This window comes from Alloprevotella tannerae ATCC 51259 (assembly GCF_000159995.1).
Classification (GTDB): domain Bacteria; phylum Bacteroidota; class Bacteroidia; order Bacteroidales; family Bacteroidaceae; genus Alloprevotella; species Alloprevotella tannerae.
This window is the reverse complement of record NZ_GG700642.1, coordinates 1,165,487-1,186,426: the sequence shown is the minus strand read 5'-3', so window position 1 is coordinate 1,186,426 and position 20,940 is coordinate 1,165,487. Positions and strand designations below refer to the sequence as shown.

The window sequence follows — 20,940 nt, the reverse complement described above, 5'->3', positions numbered from 1 at the left end:
GCTAAGTTCTTCCTAATCTTTTTCCCTCAAACCGCAGATTTGCAAGGCTTACCGGTGATGGTTGAGTGAGAGGGATAGGATTTTGCATTCGGAGCGTGAGAATGTGGCGGGGTGTGCTTGATTTTCGGCAGGCGGCGAGGGGCTTTCTGTTTGTCGAGGTTTGACCTTGTGATTGTTTGGTGGGAGCAAACTATGGTTTGCCGGCACCAAACTATGGTTTGGCGGCACCAAACGATTGTTTGCCGGGAGCAAACGAAAGCAGAAGCAGCACGGCGCATCCTCCGCAGCGCTGAAAAGGCTCGGTGGATGCGCGTTTGTTTTTTGAAAAGGGGGTGTCAGGTTATCAGGATTAGAAAGGATAACCGATGGCAAAGTGGAAGACGAGGCTGTTACGAAACTTGTCGATGTTGTAAAAGCCCGACTTGCTCGTAGCATAGGGCGCGTGGAGTCCGACGCCGAGGTCGAAACGGAGCACCAAGTAGCTTAAGTCGTAACGCAAGCCTAAGCCTGTGCCTACGGCGATCTGCTTGAAGTTGCGCAAGTTGAATTCGCCGCCCGGCCGCTGCGGGTCTTTGTGGAGCAGCCACACGTTGCCGGCATCTAAGAAGAGCGCGCCGTAAAGACTGCCGAAGAGGTGCGCCCGCAGTTCGGCGTTGGCTTCCAGTTTGACGTCGCCCGTCTGTTCTATGTAAGCATATTTTGAATTGTCGGCCTTGTATGTGCCCGGCCCGATGCTGCGGACCGCAAAACCGCGGACGCTGTTGGCGCCACCGGCATAAAACTGTTCGGAATAAGGTGCGCGCGTGCTGTTGCCGTAAGCGTAGAGGATGCCGCCGTAGAGGCGCGTGGCCAATTTGAGCGAACTGTTGATTTTATACGTATAATGTAGCTCTGCCGTAGCTTTTAGAAATTGCGCAAAGGGAGAGCCAAACATCTTCTTGTCGCGTTGGTTAAACGGTTTGCGCGCTAAGGCGTAGAGAGCTGACGTGAGGTTGCCGGCTTGCTTGGCCAAGACTTGCACCATTACGGGATTGCGGTGGTGAGCCGCCGAACTATAAGTGAAGAGATAAGACATAGCCGGCACAAACTGGTTGCGCATAGATACGGCTAAAGCCGGATTGGCCGCGAGAATCGAGTCGTAGGCGTGGGAAGAGGATAATACTTTGTTGAAATCAATGCTTAGCGGGACGAGTTCGTGCAGGGCGTTCTGCTTTTTGTGCCAAGCATATTTGGCACTGATGCCGGCGTTGATCAAAGTGAAGAAGCTGGTGCGCTTTTTCCAATCCGTATCGAACGCAAAGGTCGTTTCGGCAGGGAAGCGCAGGCGCTTCTTGGAGATGACGGGGAAGAAGATGCGCGGAAAATGGAAGGCCAGTTGCGAGCCGAGCTCATAAGAATCGAGAAAAGAACTGTTTCGTTCCGTCCCGGTGCGAAGTTGCCATTCGTAAGAGCCAAATATTTTGAACGAAATGCGTTCGCCGCCGCGAAAAGCATTGTTCTTGCTCAGTTCATAACTCATTCCCGGACCTATCTGCTGGTTGCTCTTGAGCGTAGCATTCATCTCGAAGTTTGAATCATAAGGTTTGTCGAGCACAGCGGTTACATAAAGGTCGAGCGAATCGCAAAGATCGGTCGTGTCTTGCGGGATATATTCTACGTCTAACAGACGGAACACGCCGATGTTGTTGAGCTTCTCAAGCGTACTTCGCTGGTCGTCGTAGCGATATAGTTCGCCGTGTTTGTGAGTTACGGCCTGTCGCCACATAGATGAGCGCAAGGGGACGCGTTTGCCGGAATAATTGAACGTGAAGAAGCGCTTTGACTTTGTCCTTTCGAGTATTTCTGAATCGTAACGCCTCACGGTGATGTGCGTTTCGCCAATTTTCCACGGCCGAAGTGCTCTCTTGTTAATCGCCGGCGAGGGCTGCACGTGTAGTTGTACGAGTTGGCGGCGTGCCAGTGTGTCGGCCTGAAACGTCGTGTAGTTGTCCTGCCAATAGTAATAGCCCGCATTGCGAAAGAGTTTGCTGATGCGCGCTTGTTCGTCAGTCAGTCGAACAGCGGAAAAAGCATCTCCGCTGCGGAGTAGGCGTTTGTTGTGCGTCGCTTGCAGCAAACTGTCCTGTGCGGGCGGAAAAGAAAGATAAGTAATGGAGTCGAGCAGCGACAAAGGGCCAACTTGTACGGCGTAAGCCACTTTCGCTTTCTTTGGATTCTTCTCCGGACGGATTTCATAATTGACCTTGCCGCTGAAAAAACCATAATTGCGCAGCGTGTTTTGCGCCACTTTGGCGCGTATATCCGGACTAACGCTCGTGATAAGTACGGGCGTCGTGGCGAAACTCTTAAACATCCATTTACCCAGCTTGGTCTCCGACTTCACAAAGGCGTTGTAGGCCCACAAACCCAGTTGCAAAGGCGAGCTATGATAAGAGGAACCAAACAGGGCATTGTTGGGCGGATAAGCCAACACGGCTTCGACCTCTTCCTTGGCTGTCTCTAAGGCGGCTTTCGTGACTTCTTGTTTGTGCGATGCAGCTTTGGCGGCTGCGCGAGCAGCTTCTGCTTGTGCTGAATCTGATTGCTTAAGGTTTGAAAGTGCGCCTAAACCGCCCTTGCCTGAGAGTGCGTCGTCGATAGCATTGACGGCGTCGGAGATCGTCGTGATGACGCCGACGGAATCTCGCCTTACCTTGGACGGTTTTGCGGGCTCTTGCGTGTAAGTGGTTTTCTTGATGCCGGTATAGAGCTGTTCGCCTTCGGGCAGTTGGCTCGTCGTGGAGCAGGAACAGGCCAAAAGGAGGAGCAGGATGGGAAATAATAGGTGCTTAAAAGCCATAAGTCGTTATAAACTTTGTCAGTTATTGCTTCTTCTTCGATGTCGGCTGTTGATCCTTGGACTTTTTCCTCCAAAAGATGAACAAGTCGCCGAAGCGATCCGTCTTTTTGCGCACAGAGTAACCGATGCCGGTTTTCGTGAGTAAGCCTTCGAGCGGATCTGTTGTGTCGCGCTCGTAGAAAATGCGGGCATAGCGGGTGGCGCCCGGGTTGATTTTGTATTCTATGCTGACATTGTTGATGATACTTTCAGCGCTGTTGTCGGCTTCTTTTCCCGCGCTGACGCGGCCGCCGATGATAACGCTGATGCGATCGTTCCAAAAGCGCTTCGCGAACTGGAAAGAGTAGTCGGTTGTGACAGTTCCGACCGACGAAGTGCCGGTTTCTACTCCCAAACTAATGTCTACGGTCTTCAAAGCTTTGCCGGCGATGCTTTGAATCTCATTCTGCAAGAAAGCATTCAATGCATTGTTGGCCTTGAAACCAGAACCGGCGGAGGCGTTGTCGGCTATGAACATACCGGTTGCCATCATCGCCACCGCGGCCTTGCTTCTTTGCTCCTTACTCATTGATGCCAGCGTGTTTTGAACAGCCAAATCTTCGGGCGCTTCAATCGTAAATTCCAAGCCCATTTGATCAAGGGGCTTCGTAAGCTTGAGTCCGACGTCGAAGACTACGGCGCGGCGTTGCTCATCCGAACTAACGAACGTCTTCATCCGCTCTGTGGCTATTATATCTAAGGTGGGATTTGTTGGATCTCCCGTGAATGTGATCGTACTTCCCTCTTTTAGATCGAATGTGCGCAACGGAATGACGGGCAATTCGTATTTGATTTTCCCATCTTTTGCCGTCAACTTACCCACTAAGCGCATTTCGCCCGACGGAGTATAGCGGAAAGTGAGCGAGCCTCCACCTTGGAGGTCGGCATAGCTTTGCCCGTCTTCCGAAAGCAGACAATGGAAGTTCGCATCTTCAGCTATGTTTATGCCGAGCACCATATTGACGCCGTAGTCCGGCGTTGTAGCGGCTTCGGCTTTAGTTGTATCGCTAAAGTCTACAAACTCCACGAGTCCGTCTAAGCTATTGCTTGCCGTCAACGGAGAATCGCGCAGAATGTATGTAAGATCCGTTTTGTCTAAAATACGTAGATCGCCGCGCACAGATAAGCCGTCGACCGGTCCTTTGATGGTGCAATTGATGTCAGAGAAGACCTTTCCGAAGAGCAAAGACTTAGTTTTGCGGCGCGTATTGATGAGTTCGAAGTTCTCCGTCTTGAGTCCCAAGTTCAGATATACCTTCGAGAGGTTGGTCATATCCACGTTGCCGTTCAAGACAAGCGGCGCTTCGCCCGTCGATAGGAGTTGGTAATTCGCAAATGTGATCTTGGAGTTCACAATTTGGATCGGCTGTTGTTCCGGTTTGAAATCAAACCCATACACTTCCGAAGCGATATGTGCCGAATCGGGCGTCAAACTGCCGTTAATTGCAGGCCGCGTCAGCGGGCCTTTGATTTCCACAGACCCATTGGCCTTTCCGCGCAGTGCAATTTCCGTCCCGTCGAGGAAAGAATTGAAGAAGAGTAGCGGGAATCCCTCCAACGTAGCGGTTCCGTCAAAACTACCGCCTTCCGTTTCTGCATACGTACCTTTGGCCGACAACATTTCAGCATCGTTGGTAGAGACGTAAGCCTCCACATAATGCTCTCCTTTCTCCTTTGGCAGATACATCAACTCCGCCCCCAGCGACCCGAGAGGCGTACCGGCGTATGTGAAATTGCTCGTTTGGAGCGAGGCCATCGCACTATACGTCTTATGATTATCCAAAATATGAATATCACCCGAGAGTTTTCCGCCCATAGTTGGCAGATACGGCAAGACCGTCGACAGTTCTCCGAGGTTTAAGTTGTTAATCGAGAGTGCAATGTCGTTAATCGAATCGCCCGGAGCACTGTATAGCTTCACGCCTGTCCCATCGTCCGCCAGCAAGTCCACGTTAGCGCGAATTTCCTTCTGATTTCCGAAGAAAATATAGTTGTCTTTATTGACCGTAAAGTTGCGATAAGCCAGCACCGGATGTTCCGGCGAGATCATAATCTTCAGTCCGTTTTCGACCAAGTCGGCTTTTAGTCCCAGATCGATGCCCTTTTCGCCATCGTTGTCGTAGAATTGCGCCATCAATCCCGCCCCTGACGAGAGCAAGTAGCCCTGCGCACGTATTTCAAACTTATTCGGATTGCGCTTCGTATAGTTTTTCACAAATGCCTCCATACGTACGCCCGTCGTGTCCTGACTAAGGTTTGCGTAAATCGTATCTAAGAGCAGTCCCCCGTTGCTTAAGCGCCCTACAGATGCCGTTCCGTAGACGCCCGCCGTCGGATTCGCGTGCAGATCGACGTATATTTTATTATATGTATAGCCATTAAAATGCAGGAAGTTCCCAATCGGGTTACTCTGCCCTGCTTCTAAGTGCAGATCCATTACGGGCAATTCGCGCTTAAGAGCCTCTTGGTCCAATTTTTGATCGGCTATCTGCTTTGTCAGTAGCGTGCCCAGTCGCGCCAGACGCGGTGTGAGGCGATTGATGTCGCCTTTCGTCGCCAGCAGCAACCGCAGGTCGCCACTATTGATCCTGAACATCGTCGAGTCAGTACCCGTTTTGAAGTTGAAGTGTATATCATCCGTCGAGAAACCTCGCGATGGAGAGACCGCAAACAGGTGATCCGCGATGCCATTGGCTGAAATCCGCTTAAATTGGCGGTCAGTTGATGCGTATAAGTGCAGTTGCCCGCCCGCCGAGAGCGTATCAGTCGTCACGTTCAAGCGGCGCAGATCCGCCTGCTCTATGTTTGCATCCGCCTTAATACTGATTAAGCGTTCCAACATAAGCTCTGCCTTCACATCACCTTTGACAATCTCGTTGTTTATGGCTGCTTCAAAGAGCGCCTTGTGTCCTTTTAGCAAAGTTTGGAAGCGGAGTCCGCTCAAGTCGTAGCCGCCATAGGCGAACCGGTTGATGCTTACGTCAGCTTTCAGTTGAGCCTTGCCCGAGATCAAATCATATCCATTTCCTTTTGCTACGATGTGTCCCGAGAAATCATTTAATCCCATCGTCGGCAGGAAGACTTTCAGCGGGAAGCGTTGAGCTTGCAGGTCGGCCGTATAACTTTGTGCACGCAAATCTATCTTGCCTTTTGCCGACAGTCGCCCTTGCCCTACCGCCAGTCGCAGATCAAACCCATAATTATCCCCCTTGAAGTTGACGCGTCCCGAAGCCTGCATTCTGTTGGGCAATTTTACGCTGCCGGCAGCCGAAGGCGCGAGCTGTTTGTACAAGCGCGGCAGTCCGGCGCCCGTTGTCAGCGAGCGGATGTTAATCGCCCCGCTGCGTTGCGTTGATGCCACGTTCAGTAAAGTACCGTTTGCTTGCAAGCGGATCAAGCCCGGCAGTTCCAACGTCGTATTTCCGAAAGCAAAACGCCGCAGATTCCCACTAAAATCGCCCTTTATGCGAAGCGTCGTTTTTGGATAGACGCGCAGCAAGTCGCGCGGCACGTAGCTTCGTCCCAAGTTCTTTACGTCCTGCCACCCCAGTTGGGCATCGCAGTGCAGCGTCATCTTCGTCCGACTATCGGGATCGAAGGTCGACAATGGGAAACGCAGACCAATAGATACTTTAGAATGCGCCGTATGCAGGGCCATGTTGGGCAAAATGAGGCGTTGCTGATCCATATAGATCGGCCCGCTGATGCGCTTCACTTGCAAACCGCACTTCTCGACAAAGGCCGCGTGGGCTACGTTGGCGTTCAATACGTTTTCGGTGTAAGTCAGCGTGTCGATTTGCAGGAATACGTCCTGCAAGGCTATATCGTTCGGGTCCAAGGGCTTGCCTTTGCGCAGCCAAGTCGCCATATCGCTTGCGCCGCCTCCCTTTGGGAAAGCCGCAAAGGGCTGCCACGCTTGCAAACCTTTGATATTGTCTTGATAAGTGTAGGCGCCGCGTATCGAATCGCGCAGTGAGCGTTCTTTCGCCGCAGGTATGGGGCGATATTGTCGGTTGCGCGTCCACACGCCGTCCGGCGCTTGGTTCAGATAGGCCAATTTACTTTTTTCTACGCCAAAGGAGCGAAGGGCATAACGGCCGGTTTTCATGTTGAAAGTGCCGCCCTTTAATGCTGCCTGTGCAATATCCGCTGCCAACCACATTTGTTTGGGCTGATAAGTGGCCGGTAGGCGCTCAAGCAAACTGCCTTTACCCTTTCGAGCTTGGGGTAGGGCGGCCATTAGTGCCACTTTCGCTTTCGTCTGTCGCAGCGTGGCGCGACCCACGCTCACTTCCCATTGCGCTTTGACTTTCGTCGTGTCGTCCATCGCCGTATCTGAGAGGCAAACGACGACATCAGACTTGCGTAAGTCGGCATAGTCTACGATGACTTTCCGCTTCACCCAGTCGATCTCCTTGGCCGAAGCCTGCAATGCCCCGATTCGGCCCGCGACGTGTGCGCCGCCGATATAGTTTCTCGTATCTACTTGCGCACGATATAAGGCTATGCCGTCCACTTCGGCCCGCCCGTCGAAGAGCGGAAGCAGCGCCACGTTGAGGCGTAGCGAACCCGCGGCCAGTAGGGTATCGTTGTGCTCTACGGCCGTCACGTTGTGAATGGCTAAGTCTAAAGGAAAGGCCAGACGCACAGACTCTACGTTAAACCGCACGCCCGTTTTTTTCGTAAGGTATTGCGCCGCTCTGTCTACGGCAAATTGCTGGACGGGCGGAATGTAGATCAGGATGGCTAAGAGTAGAAATAACGCAATGGGCGTCAAGACTATCCAAGCGAAAATGCGCATAATGCGCTTTGCGATACGGCGTTTTTCCATACTGAGAGCAAAGGTAATACTTGGCGGGTGCTTAACCAAAGGATTGCATTCCTTTTGTGCAATTTCTCGCTTCTTCCGGTAGCTTCCTCCTTTCTGCTTGCGAAGGCTTCCGTCGCTTTTTTGTCGAGCGAGGGATTGACTTTTTAACGCACGCAAGGCTACTTCTGACTGACGCCGGCTTGCCGGCGAAGTTTTTTATCACGAGAAAAAAGGTTTGCGCTCGTGATAAAAAGGGTTTCATCTCACGATGAAAAAGGCTTACGCTCGTGAGAAGAAATAGCCCAATGGGGAGCTTCTGCTCACTGAATTTTGATTACTTTCGCAGAAAAATCTGATGTAGTGTGAAGCAAAGGTTGATTTTACTCTTGAAAACGTTTGGCCTCCTCATCTTGTTCTTTGTCTTGATGAAGCCCGCGTTTATGCTGTATCATCGCGATCTGTATGCCGGTGTTGGCTTGACCGACTATCTCCGCGTAGTTTGGCACGGCCTGCCGATGGATGCGTCTGTGGCGGGCTATTTTACGGCTCTTCCGGCGCTCTTGCTGACGCTGTCCGTTTGGGAGCGCGCGCGGCTGTGGGCAGATCGCGTGCGGCGCGGCTGGACGGTGGTGATGGCTGTTTTGTTGTCCATCATCTACATCGTAGACTTGGTGCTCTACGGCTTCTGGAAGTTCCGCCTCGACACGACGCCGATCTTCTATTTCACCAGTTCGCCGAAAGATGCCTTCGCCAGCGTCAGTGTGGGCTACGCTGTTGTTGCCCTGCTCACCTGCTGCGCCTTCGGCGTTGGTTTGTGGTGGTTGCTCCATCGCTATTTGGACGAACGCCTGCGCCCCGTCAGTTCTGAGAAGCGCAAACGGGCTTTTGCTATATTATTATTGTGTACGGCGGCCCTCTTTTTGCCGATTCGCGGCAGCGTCACTACGTCGACAATGAATTTGGGTCGTGTCTATTTCAGTCAGAACCAACAACTCAACCACGCGGCCATTAACCCCGTGTTCAGTTTGCTGAGTTCCGTTGTCGGCGAAATGAAGATTGCCGGCATGTATCGCTTTATGGAGCCTGCCGAAGCCGATCGTCTGTTTGCGGATTTGCAAGATATGCCCACCGTGGGGAGAGAAGCGCACGTAGAACGCTTGCTCACGACGGAGCGACCCAATGTTATCGTTGTCGTATTGGAGAGTTTTAGCGGCAAGATTATGTCGCGCCTTGGCGGACTCCCGAACGTGGCGGTCAATATGGATCGCTTGGCGGACGAGGGCGTACTCTTTACCAATTTTTATGCGAACAGTTTTCGCACGGACCGTGGCTTAGCCGCCATTCTCGGGGCTTATCCGGCGCAGCCTACGACCAGCATCATGAAATATCCGAAAAAGGTTGATTCGCTCCCGATGTGGACGCGCCAACTCCGCAACGAGGGCTATGATTTGGCTTACTTTTACGGCGGCGATGCAGACTTCACGGGTATGCGCTCGTTCTTGGTGACCGGTGGTTTTGACCGCATCACCAGTGATCAAGACTTCCCGCTCAAATATAAGCTCAGCAAATGGGGCGTGCCCGACCAATACGTCTTCGATGCAACGCTACGCGCTCTGCAAACGCAGCGAAAAACGCCATTCTTGTATGTCGTGCAAACGAGTAGCAGTCATGAGCCTTACGATGTGCCTTATCATAAATTGAAAGACGAACGGCTGAATGCTTTTGCTTACACGGACGATTGCTTAGGTAGATTTATTGCGCAACTGAAGCGCCTGCCGGCGTGGAAGAATACGCTTGTAGTGCTCGTGCCCGATCATTTGGGCGCGTATCCTAAGGATATAGATTATTTTGACTTCTCTCGTTACCACATTCCTATGATTTGGGTGGGCGGCGCTGTGAAGTCGCCGGCCCGCTGCGAGGCCTACGGGTCGCAAATAGACATCGCGGCGACGCTGCTCTCGCAGATGCGGCTCTCTTATCGATCTTACCGCTTCAGCAAGGATATGCTGAACGACCAAGTGCGGCACTTCGGCTATTTTTCCTTCCCCAATGCCTTCGGATTTGTGGATGCGGAAGATTCTGTGATGTACAATTGCGACAATAATCAAGTCGTGGCCGATCAAGGCCGGCGCCGCGGCTATAATCTGCCTTACGGCAAGGCTTTTCTGCAGAAGCTGTATGACGATTTAGGCAACCGTTGAGGCGCAAATTGGGACTACGAAATGCAAAAATAAGACTTAAAAGAACGCAAGAAAGATAATGAAGAAAACCCGACAGTCTAACGTAGAACTTCTCCGCTTATTGGCGATGTTTATGGTGCTCTTGCTGCACGCCGTTCAAAGTTTTCAATGGCCGCGCGGCGGTTTCCTGATGAGTCAGCCGCTCGTGGTGCATCTGGGCTTTTCTTTTGTTGAAATGATTTCGATTGTGGCGGTTAACGTCTTTGTGCTGATTTCCGGCTGGTTTGGCATTCGTCCTACGATGCGGGGATTGGGGAAATTTTTGTACCAATGCGTTTTCTGCAGTCTCGTTGTTGATGCCGTTTTGTGGCTGGTAGGGACTGAAAATCTGTCGTTTTCTATGCTCTTTGAGGCCTTTACGTTGCAGCAAACGGGATGGTTTGTGCCTTCTTATTTGTTGCTGTTTCTCCTAAGTCCGGTTTTGAATGCTTATGTTGAGGCTGCCGACGAGCCAACGCAACGGCGGGTGCTCATCAGTCTTTTTGTGGCGCAGTCGGTCGGGGCTTTCGTGCTTAAAATCTTTGCTGATTTCAACTATGGTTACTCTTTGCTTTCCTTCGCTTGCTTATATCTGCTCGCACAATACGTCCGGCGCTTCCAACTTCCACGTTTGGCGCGCTTGCGGAGTAGTTTTTTCTTGCTGATCTTTTTTGGCGTCGCGCTGCTTCACGTCTTGATCGGCTCCATAGCGCTCTTCGGTTTTGGCAGTAAGCTGTTTCAGCAAATTATGTTGTACAATTCGCCGCTCGTAGTGCTGCAAGCGCTCGCGCTATTATTGTATTTCACGCGGCAAACTTTGAGCAGCACCCTCGTGAATCGGATTGCGGCGGGTAGCTTCGCAGTTTATTTGATCCATCAGCACCCCGGCGCGCGCCCGTTCTATGCTTCGATTTGCCAAAAGGCGTTTATGGACGCTCCGCCCGCGCTGGGCGCAGTAGCACTCCTGTTGTGGTTGTGCGTAGTCTATCTTGTGTGCGTCGGGGTCGACGAATTGCGCCGCGCAAGTTGGGAACTGCTTCTCTCTCGCCGCAAGGCCGAAAAATCATAGCGCGACCGGCGCTGCGCGCCTCCAAGTTTGCGCATACAAAAACCGGGCGAAAAGCACTAAAGTCTTTTCGCCCGATTTTTTTAACCTAAAATGATGATTCGATATCTATTGCATACCGCTCATAGCAGCGCCAGCGCCGGCGATAACCATAAAGATAACGTAGATAATAATAAAGACGAGGCCACCGATACCGCCAATCATCGCAAATTTCTTTGCTTTCTGAGAAGCATCTACAGCGCCGTTGTAGTCACCTTGTGCATAAAGTGAACCAACCTTTACAGAATAAATGATAGAAGCCACACCTAAAGGCAGACAGCAAAGAACTGTAACCAGAATAGCCCAGACTAAGTAGTTGTCCGGTTGGGGAGGCATTTGTTGGTTGTTGGGTTGTTGGAAAGGAGGTTGTGTGTTCATTGGTTGTTGTGTTTGTTGAAAGTTATTAATGTTCATTGTTTGCGGTTGTACTTGCGGTTGTGCTTGCGGTTGCATTTGCGGCTGTGCCGGAGTTCCCGGTTGCATTTGCGGCTGTGCCGGAGTTCCCGGCTGCATCTGCGGTTGTGCCGGAATTTCCGGTTGCTTCGCAGCGAAGAAAGACGCTAACTCGGGGATTTCTCCCGCAGCTTGCCAGTTGGCCATCCCTTCGCACCATACGAGCGTCTTAGTCGTGACGCCGAATGATGGGAGTTGTGCTGCGTCGATGGGGCCTTGCTGTTGGTTGTTCCCATCTACATAGTAATACTGTTTCATTGTATGGAATGTTTAATTGATTAATTGTTGTCGTTGTCTTATTTTCTTACTCCGATAATCTTGCTATGTTGCACATAGCGACATAATTGCGTACTGTAGGTATGCGCCAATTATCGGCATCAAGAAGATGGAGAGAATTGCGTATATGACTGCGAGGGCGATCCCCGTGATGCAACCGGCGATGCTCCAATTCATGGATTTCTTAGCCATTGCCTGAGCCTCCTCATACTTGCCTTGCAAATAAAGGGGGTCAACTTTCATTGAGTAGTATACACCTACAAGGCCCAAAGGTAGGCAGAAGAGTATCGTGCTTAAGATTGCCCAAACTAAGTTGCTATCGGGGCGCGACGGGCGTATGCCTACCGCGTTGAAGAGTTGGCTTTTGGAGAAATAAGGCTGCAACTCAATAATCGTGCCTGCTAGTTGCCACTGCGCCATACCGGCCGTCCAAACGTAAGTAGTAGGCGTGATGCCGTAAGCTGCAAATTGTGTCGGCGGAATCGGGCCGCATTGCCGCTGTTGCGCGTCTATGTAAAAATAGGTGCTCATATTTGAGCAGCAAATATAAAAAAATCTATGCAAAGGTCAAGATTTGCTCCTTAGATTTTTTAATTTATTTGTATACTTTCCAAGTAATAAGGAGTTTGTCGTGGGAAATGAAGCGCCCGGAGAGGTAAAGTTCATACGCCGTTTCCAATGTTCCGCCTTCGGTATCGTGCTTTGTATGATACTGTTTCGTGACTACGTGCATCTGCAGCGGACCGTGGGGCGTCTGATACGTAGATTCGAAGCGCCCGCCTTGGGTAAAACGCATCGCCGAACTGAAACTTCCATTTCTGCGAAGCTGTGCGCGCTCCTCAGATACGAGTAGGTGCACCTGCGTCTGTTGATCTTGCTCCGTAAAGCGCAACATATGATTCTCAGGGCCTATATCGAGCAGTCCGTCTACAGCTTGCTCAATGATTTCCTCCTCGTTGTCGATTCGCGTCACCAAGCGCGTGGTGATGGCTATCTGTTTTGACATCGTTATTTTCTTTTTAGTTATCAAATACAAACCACTTGGCTTTGCCGCCCGTGGGGTTTGTATCGCTTCCGGTGCGCTGCGGGTTTGCTTTGTCTTGTTTCGACGGGCCGCAAAGTCAACTTTTTGAGGCAGAAGACAGATTTTGTCATTAGCCGACCAATGCGGAGCGTCGTTTGCTCGGGCCAAACCATCGTTTGCCGGCAGCATACTGTGGTTTGTTGGCAGCATACGATGGTTTGCCGGCACCAAACGATGACGAATGCCGATTGCGGCGAAATAGTTTCGCGGACTGACAACGTAAAGGTCGCTTCTCGTGGGGTGCACGCTGACGTCGGCTGAAGCAGCGCCGGTCGTCCTCGTTCGCTCGCCTTATTGTCTGATTACGATTGGCGGCCGCCTCGTGCGCATTTGCATCGATGCGGCCCGATTAGTCGGACGTTTTAGGGCCGAAATACTTTCTTCCCGCGATAAATGTATACGCCGCGCTGTCGTGGAGCGTCGGCGGCGCGCCCATTCGTATCAATCCATTTTGCCGGCGCGTCCTGCGCTTTGTGAATTGGGTCGAGGCTTGTCGTAGGCATTGTGAAACTGATTTGTTTTACAACTGCCCAAGGATAGCGAACAGACAGCGTGTAAGGCTCGCCCGCTTTTAGGCCTTGAAAATGCACCGTGTCTTGCGCCGTTTCGCCTGCTGCTACGTAGAGATAGCGCCCGTGGCGCGTGCCTTCCCGCTCCCTCTTCGCCGTAAGTTCGTAGGTGATAAGCGCACCCACACGCTCGTCGCCGGCCGTAGCCGATAGGACGAAGCGCACGGCGTGGTCCGAAAGAAAAGTAGGTGCTGAAAGCTCAAAATTTAAGTTGGCCGCGACGGCCGGCAAAATATTCGTACTCTCCAAATTGCGCCAACTGACGCCGTCCTGCGTGATGCGCAACAAACGTTGGCCTCCGGCGTCAGCCCGCACGTGAACAAGGAGTTCACGCTGCGCCCCCGCTTCGAGCGAAAGCCCCGTAAGGCCGATAAAATCGCCTTGTTGAATGGCGGCTGTATCAGTTTGCAAATTCGTAAACAAGACCAAGGGCGTGGTGAGTGCGTGCGGAGCGGCGTTGTGTACATAAAGGCGAAGCGGCGTATAAGTGCCGACGCGCGGAGCAGCCTCCCAGCGAATCGAGTCGACGACAATCTCGCTCCCTGTCCGCTCCAGCGAATCGGGCATTGCGACCTGCTGCGCGTCAGGGTGGAGCAGGAGAGCCTCTTGGTTGCAGAAGAAACCGTTAACCTCGTCATCAGGTTGCACATCATAGGCCGGTGCGGCAGCACATAAGACGTTCAGGTCAAAATAACCATCATACTGCCCACCATATCCCCACAAAACGTGGAAACGTCCGGCTTCGTCCACGCCATCTATGATAAAAGCGTGACCATTGAGGCGCATCGTGCTCCCCGCATAGTAGATCGGCCGCCCGCTTTCAAGTTCGCGGTAAAGCATAGGCAGCCACACGTCCGGCGCATAGCGATAACTATCGACATAATGTACGTATTGCCAACCAAAACTGCGGCGTAGCGGCTCGGCAGCCCGCTGCGAGTTGGCGCTGCTTGCGTTTAGTCCCCATTTCATGTGGACGGCCAGTCCTAACCAATAGCTCAACGTGGCCACCGCCGCACAGGCCTCCGGCGAAGATTGATCATCGTAGACATCTAATATATGTTGCGTGTCGACTTGCGAGCCCGCCGCGACGTCAGTTACGGTGTAGTGCGGCGTAGACCAGCCTCGGAGCGGTTCAAGCAAAGAGATGGGGCGCTTATAGTGCGCCACGATCTGCTCCAAAGCCGTTGCCACGCAGCCCACAATGCATCTTTCCGAAGAAAGTGTGCCGTCATCTTGTAAATAATAAGGACATAGCGCGTTGAAAGGTGCTTCTTGGTGGCGAATCGTTTGCAGCAAGGGCGCAACGGTCCGATGAGGCGGAGACGCAGTAGGGCGCATAGGCGCTGCAGAGCGAAGCGCGTGGAGGCGGAGTGCTCGATCATAATCGTGGATCAAGTCCTTGAGTGCCGGCGGCAAGTGCCCGTCGCGGCAGCGCCCATAGCCGATGACCTCGGGTAAAGCATCGTCGGCAGCCGTCAAGATAAAATGATCGCCGAGTGAGAAAAGATAGGTCGCTTTTGCTTGGTGGCGCAAAAGCGGTCTTTGCATCGTTTTCAGAGATAAAGCCTTGCGGAAAAAAGCTTGCGCCGTTTGCCGCGCCGTGAGCGAATCAATCGGCGCCGTTCGCGCGCAGCAAACGTAAAAACTAAACAGAAGGAAAAGCAAACTACGCATAAGCAGCAATTAAAGTAGGGGCGAGAGAATCCGCGTATGACTCTCAAAATATTTACGCCAGAGCGCGCGGCGCTTCCACCGTTCCGGGTCGATGGCTTCGCAGCGTTCGGCATCGCGAAGAAAGACCGCCTTCACCTCAAGCGCTAAGCGGGCGTCGTAGATAAAAGCATTGGCCTCCATATTGTCTTCAAAGCTGCGAAAATCCATATTCGACGAGCCTACAGAACAGCACGTGTCGTCGCAAACCAAGACTTTCGCGTGGAGAAAACCCTCCTTGTAGAGCAGAACCTTGACGCCGGCGCGCAAAACGTCAGTGAAGTAGCACTCATTCGCCCACCGAAGCCAAAAAGCGTCGGGCTTCTCCGGCAGCATCAGGCGCACATCGACGCCCATCATAGCCGCCGTTTGCAGCGCTTGAAGCACCGGCTCGGAAGGCATAAAGTAAGGCGTCTGAAGGTAGATATAGTGCCGCGCATTCTGCAATAGCCACGTAAAAGAATACATTATTGATGGATAGCGAGAAAGAGGGGAAGTGGCCGCTATCTGAACCGGTAGCATCGTATCCGCACTTGCTCGTCCGGCAGGGAAATATTGCGCACCGGAGCAGAGTTGGCCTGTCGTGAAATGCCAATCTCCCAAAAATATTCTTTGCAGTTGGCCGACGGCATCACCTTCTACGCGAAGCTGCATGTCTTTCCATTGATCCGTAGCGTATCTTAGGGCGATATTCATGCCGCCTATGAAGCCTACGCTCCCATCTATGACGCAAATCTTGCGGTGGTTGCGATTGTTAACGCGCCTCGTCAGACGCGGGAAGCGCACGGGGAGGAACGCACCTATGGCTATGCCGGCTTCCATCATACGTTTGAAGAAGCGATCCGGCACTTTCCAGCAGCCTACATCGTCGTAGAGCAGGCGAACTTCGACGCCGCTGCGCGCTTTGTCGATCAAGGCGTCGGCAATCAGGCTGCCAACGGCATCTTCTTCAATAATGTAGGTCTCAATGTGGATACTATGTTTCGCGTTGAGAATGCTTTGTAGCAGCGAAAGGAAAAAAACGCGACCGCAATCCAAGACTTCCACGCTGTTGTGTGCGGTCAAGGGTTCGCCGCCATTGTTGTGCAAAAGCTGAATCAAGGGGGCGTAGTCGGGCACCGTGTCGGCTGAAATCTCAGGCGGGGCTTTGCCGCGCATACTTCGGACAATGTAGTCGTAATTCTTGCGGATGAGCTTGTATTTCTTTCTTAAGTCTTGCCCGAAGAAGTAAAAGAAAATCAAGCCTGCGCCGGGGAGCAACATAATCACTACTAACCACGCGATCGTCTTGGCCGGCTGGCGATTTTCGAGGACAATGACCGTCGCCGTACTGATTACGAGTACGGCGTATAAGGCTAAAGCCACCCAAAATATCACTTCAGTCCACATAGATCGGAACAAAACTACTGAAAATTAGTCATTCTGGCAAGTTTTCTTGCTGTTCTTCGGGCCAATTCACAAGATAGAGGCGGTCAGTCGTACGTGTGAACGCCGTATACAGCCATCGGAGATAATTATCTCCCATCATCTCGTCCGTAACGTAGCCTTGGTCTACAAAAACCCTTTCCCATTGGCCGCCTTGCGCCTTGTGGCAGGTCACGGCATAGGCATATTTAATTTGTAGCGCGTTGTAATAGGGGTCTTGGCGCAAGGCTTTCATCCGTTCGCGCCTTGTCGGGATCGATTCGTAGTCGTCTAATACGTTCTCGTACAACGTGCGGCGCTCCTCCGTTGTGAGTGATGGCGATTCAGACGTGAGTGTGTCGAGCAAAACCCGACATTCCATTTCGTAATTGCGATAAGCATCGAAGCGGAGTACGCAGTCGGCGAAGTGAAACCCAAACTGGTCTTGCCGATTATGGACAGCGATTACCTCCGCCGTTTCTCCGTTGGCGATGAAGTCGAACGGCGGCCGCTCTGCTGCAAATTCCTGCTCCCGCGGTAGGAGTCCGGCTTTCAAGCGTGCTTCTCGCCGCTTCGCTTCCGCTTTTTCGATGGCCTTCAGTAGGCGTTCAGTCCAAAAATAATTATTCTTGACGATCATAATTCTATCGCCGCGCGTCAGCGGTCCTTCGCGGTCGAAAATACGTTCGCGAATGCCGGCGTTATATACGTTTGCCCGTTTGTTAGAACGCGTTATAACGATCGTATCTGAGGTTCCGCAGTCGCCATACGCTGTAATGAGCGTCTCGATCAGTTCATCTCCCGGCACGAAGCGCACTTCTCCTGTCTCGCTGCCTTGAATTACGGGCCGCCCCGTAAAGCCCTCGGTCAGCAAAGTGCGGATATGCGTGGCGCCCGACAAGACATCCGATCCCCGATGTTGGCGCACAACTTCCGTCAAGTCGATTTCGCCGACGGCAAGTCCGTAAGCGCGTAAGTTGTTTGCGTTGAGCGCCGGACTCTCTTCGTCTCCGACCGGCGGAAGCTGAGCCGTGTCGCCCACCAACAAGAGTCGGCAGCCTTCGCGTTGGTAAACGAACTCGATCAAGTCGTCTAAGAGTGCACCCGATCCGAAAAGCGAGTCCGCCGCGTGCTCTCCCGAAAGCATCGAAGCCTCATCGACGATAAAAAGAGCATCTTTCAGCCGATTAAAATTAAGGTTGAAGCGCGTCTGTTCGCCATTAAAAGTTTCTTGGCGGTAAATGACCTTATGAATCGTCGAGGCCTCTTGCGCAGCGTGCGCTGCAAAAACTTTCGCCGCCCGTCCTGTAGGCGCAAGGAGCACCACCGGGCGTCCCAGTTCGCAAAGCGTTTTGACCAGTGCCCCGATGAGTGTCGTTTTGCCCGTACCGGCGTAGCCGCGGAGTATGAAAGCGGGCCGCTGTATCGGCGTATAGACAAACTCCGCCAGCATTGCCGCCGCCCGCGCTTGCTCCTCCGTGAAGGAGAAATGAAATTCCGCCGCTAAGCGCTCAAATAGTTCTTCGTAAATCAACCTCTTGCTAAATTTTAGCCTTTATATATGTCTACTTAAGTTGGGTTGCGCGCCGTTAGAACAGTCTTTGCACCCACTTTCGTTGGTTTTTCTGCCTCTCAAGCTTTGTCCTCCTCCGTTCGCAGTGCGTTCGCTTTCGCCGCCCATTGGAAAAGTTCGGGTCTGAGGTGGCAATAGCCGTCAGGATGTTTGTCCAAATAATCCTGATGATAATCTTCAGCCGCATAAAAGTTCTTTAGCGGTAGCAGTTCCACCACGATTGGGTCCGCATAGTGCTTTGCCAGTTCGTCCAAGGCTTGTCGCGCCTTCGCTTCGTCTTGCGGATCCGTAAAGAAGATGCCCGTTCTGTATTGCGAGCCGGCATCTCCGCCTTGCCTGTTCAAGGAAGTCGGGTCGATCGCTTTGAAATAGAGTTGCAACAGCAAGTCCAGATCCACCTGCGTCGCATCAAACGTCACGCGCACCGTTTCCGCAAAACCCGTGCGTCCCGTGCAGACCTCCTCATAGTCGGGGCGTGTCCGATTACCATTCGCATAGCCGGCCTGCGTTTCCACGACGCCGCGCACCTGTTTGAAATAATGCTCGACGCCCCAAAAACAGCCGCCGGCGAAGTAAATGATATGTAAATCTTGAGCTTTCATTGGATTTTGTTTGTGTTAAATATAAGGGCCGATGTCCGCGTTTTGAGGCAATTCCTACGGCTTTTCGCCGCTTGCGCCTACGTTTTGGACGGCTCGGGTTTTACAATGCGCGGCAATATTACGACTTTTCTTTGGATAGCAGGCTACTCCGCCCGCGAAAGTTAGCCCTTTCTCCCTTTCTATAGGGAAAAAGGCCCCTTAAGTACGCATTCCGTTGATGATAAGCACTTATCCCTCGCTTTTTTATGTACCTTTGCGGCTCACAATATATATATAATAGCGCATTAAGAAGATGGAATTACCCAAAGATCCTGCGATGCTGTTCAGCGTAATCAACATGAAGCTGCGCGACAATTACGGCTCGCTCGACGAACTCTGCCGTAAGATGGACATTGATCAAGATTGGCTTACGCAAACACTCGCTGCAGCGGGTTTTGAGTATAGCAAAGCAAACAATAAGTTTTGGTAAAAGTTCTGCGTAGTTATCCCTGTTCGCTGCTGTGTGTGGTGGCGATTTTGTGGCTCTGCCTCTGCCGGCCGCCCCACGTAAGTATGAGCGGCGTGAGTGGACTTGACAAGGTGGCGCATTGCATGATGTTTTTCGGCCTTTCGAGTCTCATCCTCTGGGAGTATAAAAAACGCCACGCGCGTGAAAATCTGCGCCTGCTCTTGCTGATTGCCTTTGCCGCACCCTTGGCTTTTGGCGCACTCATTGAGGTGCTGCAAGGCGCGCTTACCGATTATCGCAGCGCTGATCTGTTTGATTTCCTGGCTGATGCCCTTGGCGTGCTTCTCGCTTGGCCTTTGGTGCGCTTCTTTCTGAAAAAATATTATCGCGAATGAAACTTTATCTCCGCCTCTCTGCCGGCAGCCTGTCGATGGCGCAGTACGAATTGGGCCGCGAGCCTTATTTCGCCTTTTCCACGTATCGCTTGCGTACGGAGACTTCCCTTACCGTCAATTTGCAGCACGCACGAGAGACCGAAGAAATCCTCAGCCGACCTACATCCGGCATTGAAGTCTTGGTGACGGGCCCCGTGGTGGCGGTGCCTTTAGCAGATTTTCGCGAAGAAGACTGTGATGCACTTTACAACTATTGTTTCGCTTCGCAAGTGCGCCGCCGCGTTTTCTATGATACCTTGCCGTTGGCCAATGCCATCTTGCTGTTCGCCTTAGACGAGGATAAGTGTACCGCCGTTGAGGATGTCTTTGGCGAAGTCCATTACCGCTCGGCCCAGACGGCCGTTTTGCGCTATTTTGGTGCGAAAGGCATTGCCGGCGCTCGCAGTCGGCGCCTCTTTGTTCATCTGCACGAGCGTCAGGCCGACATCGCCGTTTTCGATGGTGGGCGCCTGCTCTTCGTCAATACGTTTGACGTGCGCGAGGAGGCTGACGTGGCTTATTACGTCTTTAATGCCGTGCGTCACGTCGGGATGGACGTGCGCCGCGATCCCATCTTTGTCTTCGGTGCGGCCGATTTGCGCACGCGTATGGTCAACGAATTGGGCCGTTTTGCTCAGCGAGTGGTCAGCATAGACCCACACGAGGAGTTTAACCACAGCATTGTGACGGCCAATGCCGCCGTGCCTTACGATATGGTCTGCGAACTGTTGCGCTTAGAGTCTCGCTTCCAATAAGTCGTCTAAGGTTTTTATAGCCGAACGCTTGTTTTACGCACCTCTTATAAGTAATATTCATGCGAGTCATTACCGGAAAATATAAAGGACGACATTTCGACGTGCCGCGCACCTTTAAGGCGCGCCCTACGACCGACTTTGCCAAAGAAAATCTCTTCAACGTCCTGCGCGCCTATATCGACTTCCCGTCGACCCGCGCGCTCGATTTGTTTGCCGGGACGGGATCTATCACGCTCGAGTTGCTTTCGCGCGGCTGCCCGCTTGTCGTTTCAGTCGAGAAAGACCGCCAACATTTTAGTTTCATCAGTGCCGTACTTCGCAAACTCGACGATCCCGGCGCCCGCCCTTATTGCGGCGATGCTTTGCGCTTTGTGGCGCGTTGTCGGGAGCAGTTTGATCTTATTTTCGCTGATCCCCCTTACGCCCTGCCCGAATTGCCCGAACTGCCCGACCGCGTGATGCAGAGCAGTGTCCTCGCGCCCGACGGCATCTTCGTCTTAGAGCACGGCGCAAGGCACGATTTTTCGGCCCGCCCCGATTTCTTGGCGCACAGGGCTTATGGCAGCGTCAATTTCTCCTTCTTCCGCCACCCGCAAGTGGCCGATGAGGAAGAATAAGCA

The 20,940-nt window shown here is 52.4% G+C and carries 15 protein-coding genes and 1 pseudogene; 7 read left to right on the top strand and 9 right to left on the bottom strand.

The window, feature by feature from the left end; genetic code table 11:
- Positions 1-349 precede the first annotated feature (349 nt).
- On the bottom strand, positions 350-2,839 hold the full coding sequence (tamL, locus tag GCWU000325_RS04960; RefSeq protein ID WP_006255099.1) for a translocation and assembly module lipoprotein TamL: 2,490 nt from the start codon (positions 2,837-2,839) through the stop codon (positions 350-352).
- 22 nt (positions 2,840-2,861) lie between these two features.
- The gene (locus GCWU000325_RS04955; RefSeq protein WP_244832877.1) at positions 2,862-7,709 is read right to left on the bottom strand and encodes a translocation/assembly module TamB domain-containing protein; all 4,848 of its coding nucleotides are present in this window, start codon (positions 7,707-7,709) and stop codon (positions 2,862-2,864) included.
- A gap of 341 nt (positions 7,710-8,050) precedes the next feature.
- Between GCWU000325_RS04955 and GCWU000325_RS04950 the strand changes: the two genes are divergently transcribed.
- Both GCWU000325_RS04950 and GCWU000325_RS04945 read left to right on the top strand, forming a co-directional pair.
- Positions 8,051-9,889: an LTA synthase family protein gene (locus tag GCWU000325_RS04950; RefSeq protein ID WP_040598942.1), complete on the top strand. Its 1,839-nt coding sequence runs from the start codon at positions 8,051-8,053 to the stop codon at positions 9,887-9,889.
- A gap of 58 nt (positions 9,890-9,947) precedes the next feature.
- Positions 9,948-10,976: an acyltransferase family protein gene (locus tag GCWU000325_RS04945; RefSeq protein ID WP_006255095.1), complete on the top strand. Its 1,029-nt coding sequence runs from the start codon at positions 9,948-9,950 to the stop codon at positions 10,974-10,976.
- 105 nt (positions 10,977-11,081) lie between these two features.
- Here GCWU000325_RS04945 and GCWU000325_RS12500 read toward each other — a convergent pair whose 3' ends face one another.
- From GCWU000325_RS12500 to GCWU000325_RS12175, 3 genes are all read right to left on the bottom strand, one after another.
- On the bottom strand, positions 11,082-11,723 hold the full coding sequence (locus GCWU000325_RS12500) for a CD225/dispanin family protein (protein WP_006255094.1): 642 nt from the start codon (positions 11,721-11,723) through the stop codon (positions 11,082-11,084).
- 63 nt (positions 11,724-11,786) lie between these two features.
- Positions 11,787-12,272 carry a CD225/dispanin family protein gene (locus GCWU000325_RS10975; RefSeq protein ID WP_006255093.1) on the bottom strand — a complete coding sequence of 162 codons (486 nt, stop codon included), beginning with the start codon at positions 12,270-12,272 and terminating at the stop codon, positions 11,787-11,789.
- 64 nt (positions 12,273-12,336) lie between these two features.
- Positions 12,337-12,747: a YwiB family protein gene (locus tag GCWU000325_RS12175; protein WP_169303822.1), complete on the bottom strand. Its 411-nt coding sequence runs from the start codon at positions 12,745-12,747 to the stop codon at positions 12,337-12,339.
- 123 nt (positions 12,748-12,870) lie between these two features.
- Here GCWU000325_RS12175 and GCWU000325_RS12170 point away from each other — a divergent pair, with 123 nt between their 5' ends.
- Positions 12,871-13,086 (top strand): hypothetical protein, encoded by a 216-nt coding sequence (locus GCWU000325_RS12170; RefSeq protein ID WP_169303821.1) that lies wholly within the window; start codon positions 12,871-12,873, stop codon positions 13,084-13,086.
- A gap of 101 nt (positions 13,087-13,187) precedes the next feature.
- Here GCWU000325_RS12170 and GCWU000325_RS04925 read toward each other — a convergent pair whose 3' ends face one another.
- The 4 genes and pseudogenes from GCWU000325_RS04925 to msrA all read right to left on the bottom strand — a co-directional run.
- Positions 13,188-15,068, bottom strand: coding sequence for a C10 family peptidase (locus GCWU000325_RS04925; protein ID WP_006255091.1), 1,881 nt, complete (start codon positions 15,066-15,068; stop codon positions 13,188-13,190).
- 9 nt (positions 15,069-15,077) lie between these two features.
- Complete coding sequence (cls, locus tag GCWU000325_RS04920) at positions 15,078-16,493, bottom strand: cardiolipin synthase (protein ID WP_006255090.1); 1,416 nt, start codon at positions 16,491-16,493, stop codon at positions 15,078-15,080.
- Positions 16,494-16,521: 28 nt separating this feature from the next.
- Positions 16,522-18,042, bottom strand: coding sequence for an ATP-dependent DNA helicase (locus tag GCWU000325_RS04915; protein ID WP_006255089.1), 1,521 nt, complete (start codon positions 18,040-18,042; stop codon positions 16,522-16,524).
- 125 nt (positions 18,043-18,167) lie between these two features.
- Positions 18,168-18,683 (bottom strand): annotated as a pseudogene (msrA, locus tag GCWU000325_RS04910) (peptide-methionine (S)-S-oxide reductase MsrA); the annotation flags it as partial.
- A 292-nt stretch (positions 18,684-18,975) separates the two neighbouring features.
- Here msrA and GCWU000325_RS04905 point away from each other — a divergent pair.
- From GCWU000325_RS04905 to GCWU000325_RS04890, 4 genes are read left to right on the top strand one after another with little or no spacing between them, the layout of a single operon-like run.
- Positions 18,976-19,152: a DUF4250 domain-containing protein gene (locus GCWU000325_RS04905; protein ID WP_006255086.1), complete on the top strand. Its 177-nt coding sequence runs from the start codon at positions 18,976-18,978 to the stop codon at positions 19,150-19,152.
- A complete protein-coding gene (locus GCWU000325_RS04900; RefSeq protein ID WP_154646580.1) occupies positions 19,146-19,526 on the top strand; it encodes a VanZ family protein in 381 nt (126 codons plus the stop codon). The genes GCWU000325_RS04905 and GCWU000325_RS04900 overlap by 7 nt, the downstream gene beginning before the upstream one ends.
- Positions 19,523-20,320, top strand: coding sequence for a DUF3822 family protein (locus GCWU000325_RS04895; protein WP_006255084.1), 798 nt, complete (start codon positions 19,523-19,525; stop codon positions 20,318-20,320). Before GCWU000325_RS04900 ends, GCWU000325_RS04895 begins: the two co-directional genes overlap by 4 nt.
- Positions 20,321-20,379: 59 nt before the next feature.
- Positions 20,380-20,937, top strand: a complete 558-nt coding sequence (locus GCWU000325_RS04890) for an RsmD family RNA methyltransferase (RefSeq protein ID WP_006255083.1) — start codon at positions 20,380-20,382, stop codon at positions 20,935-20,937.
- Positions 20,938-20,940: the final 3 nt, after the last annotated feature.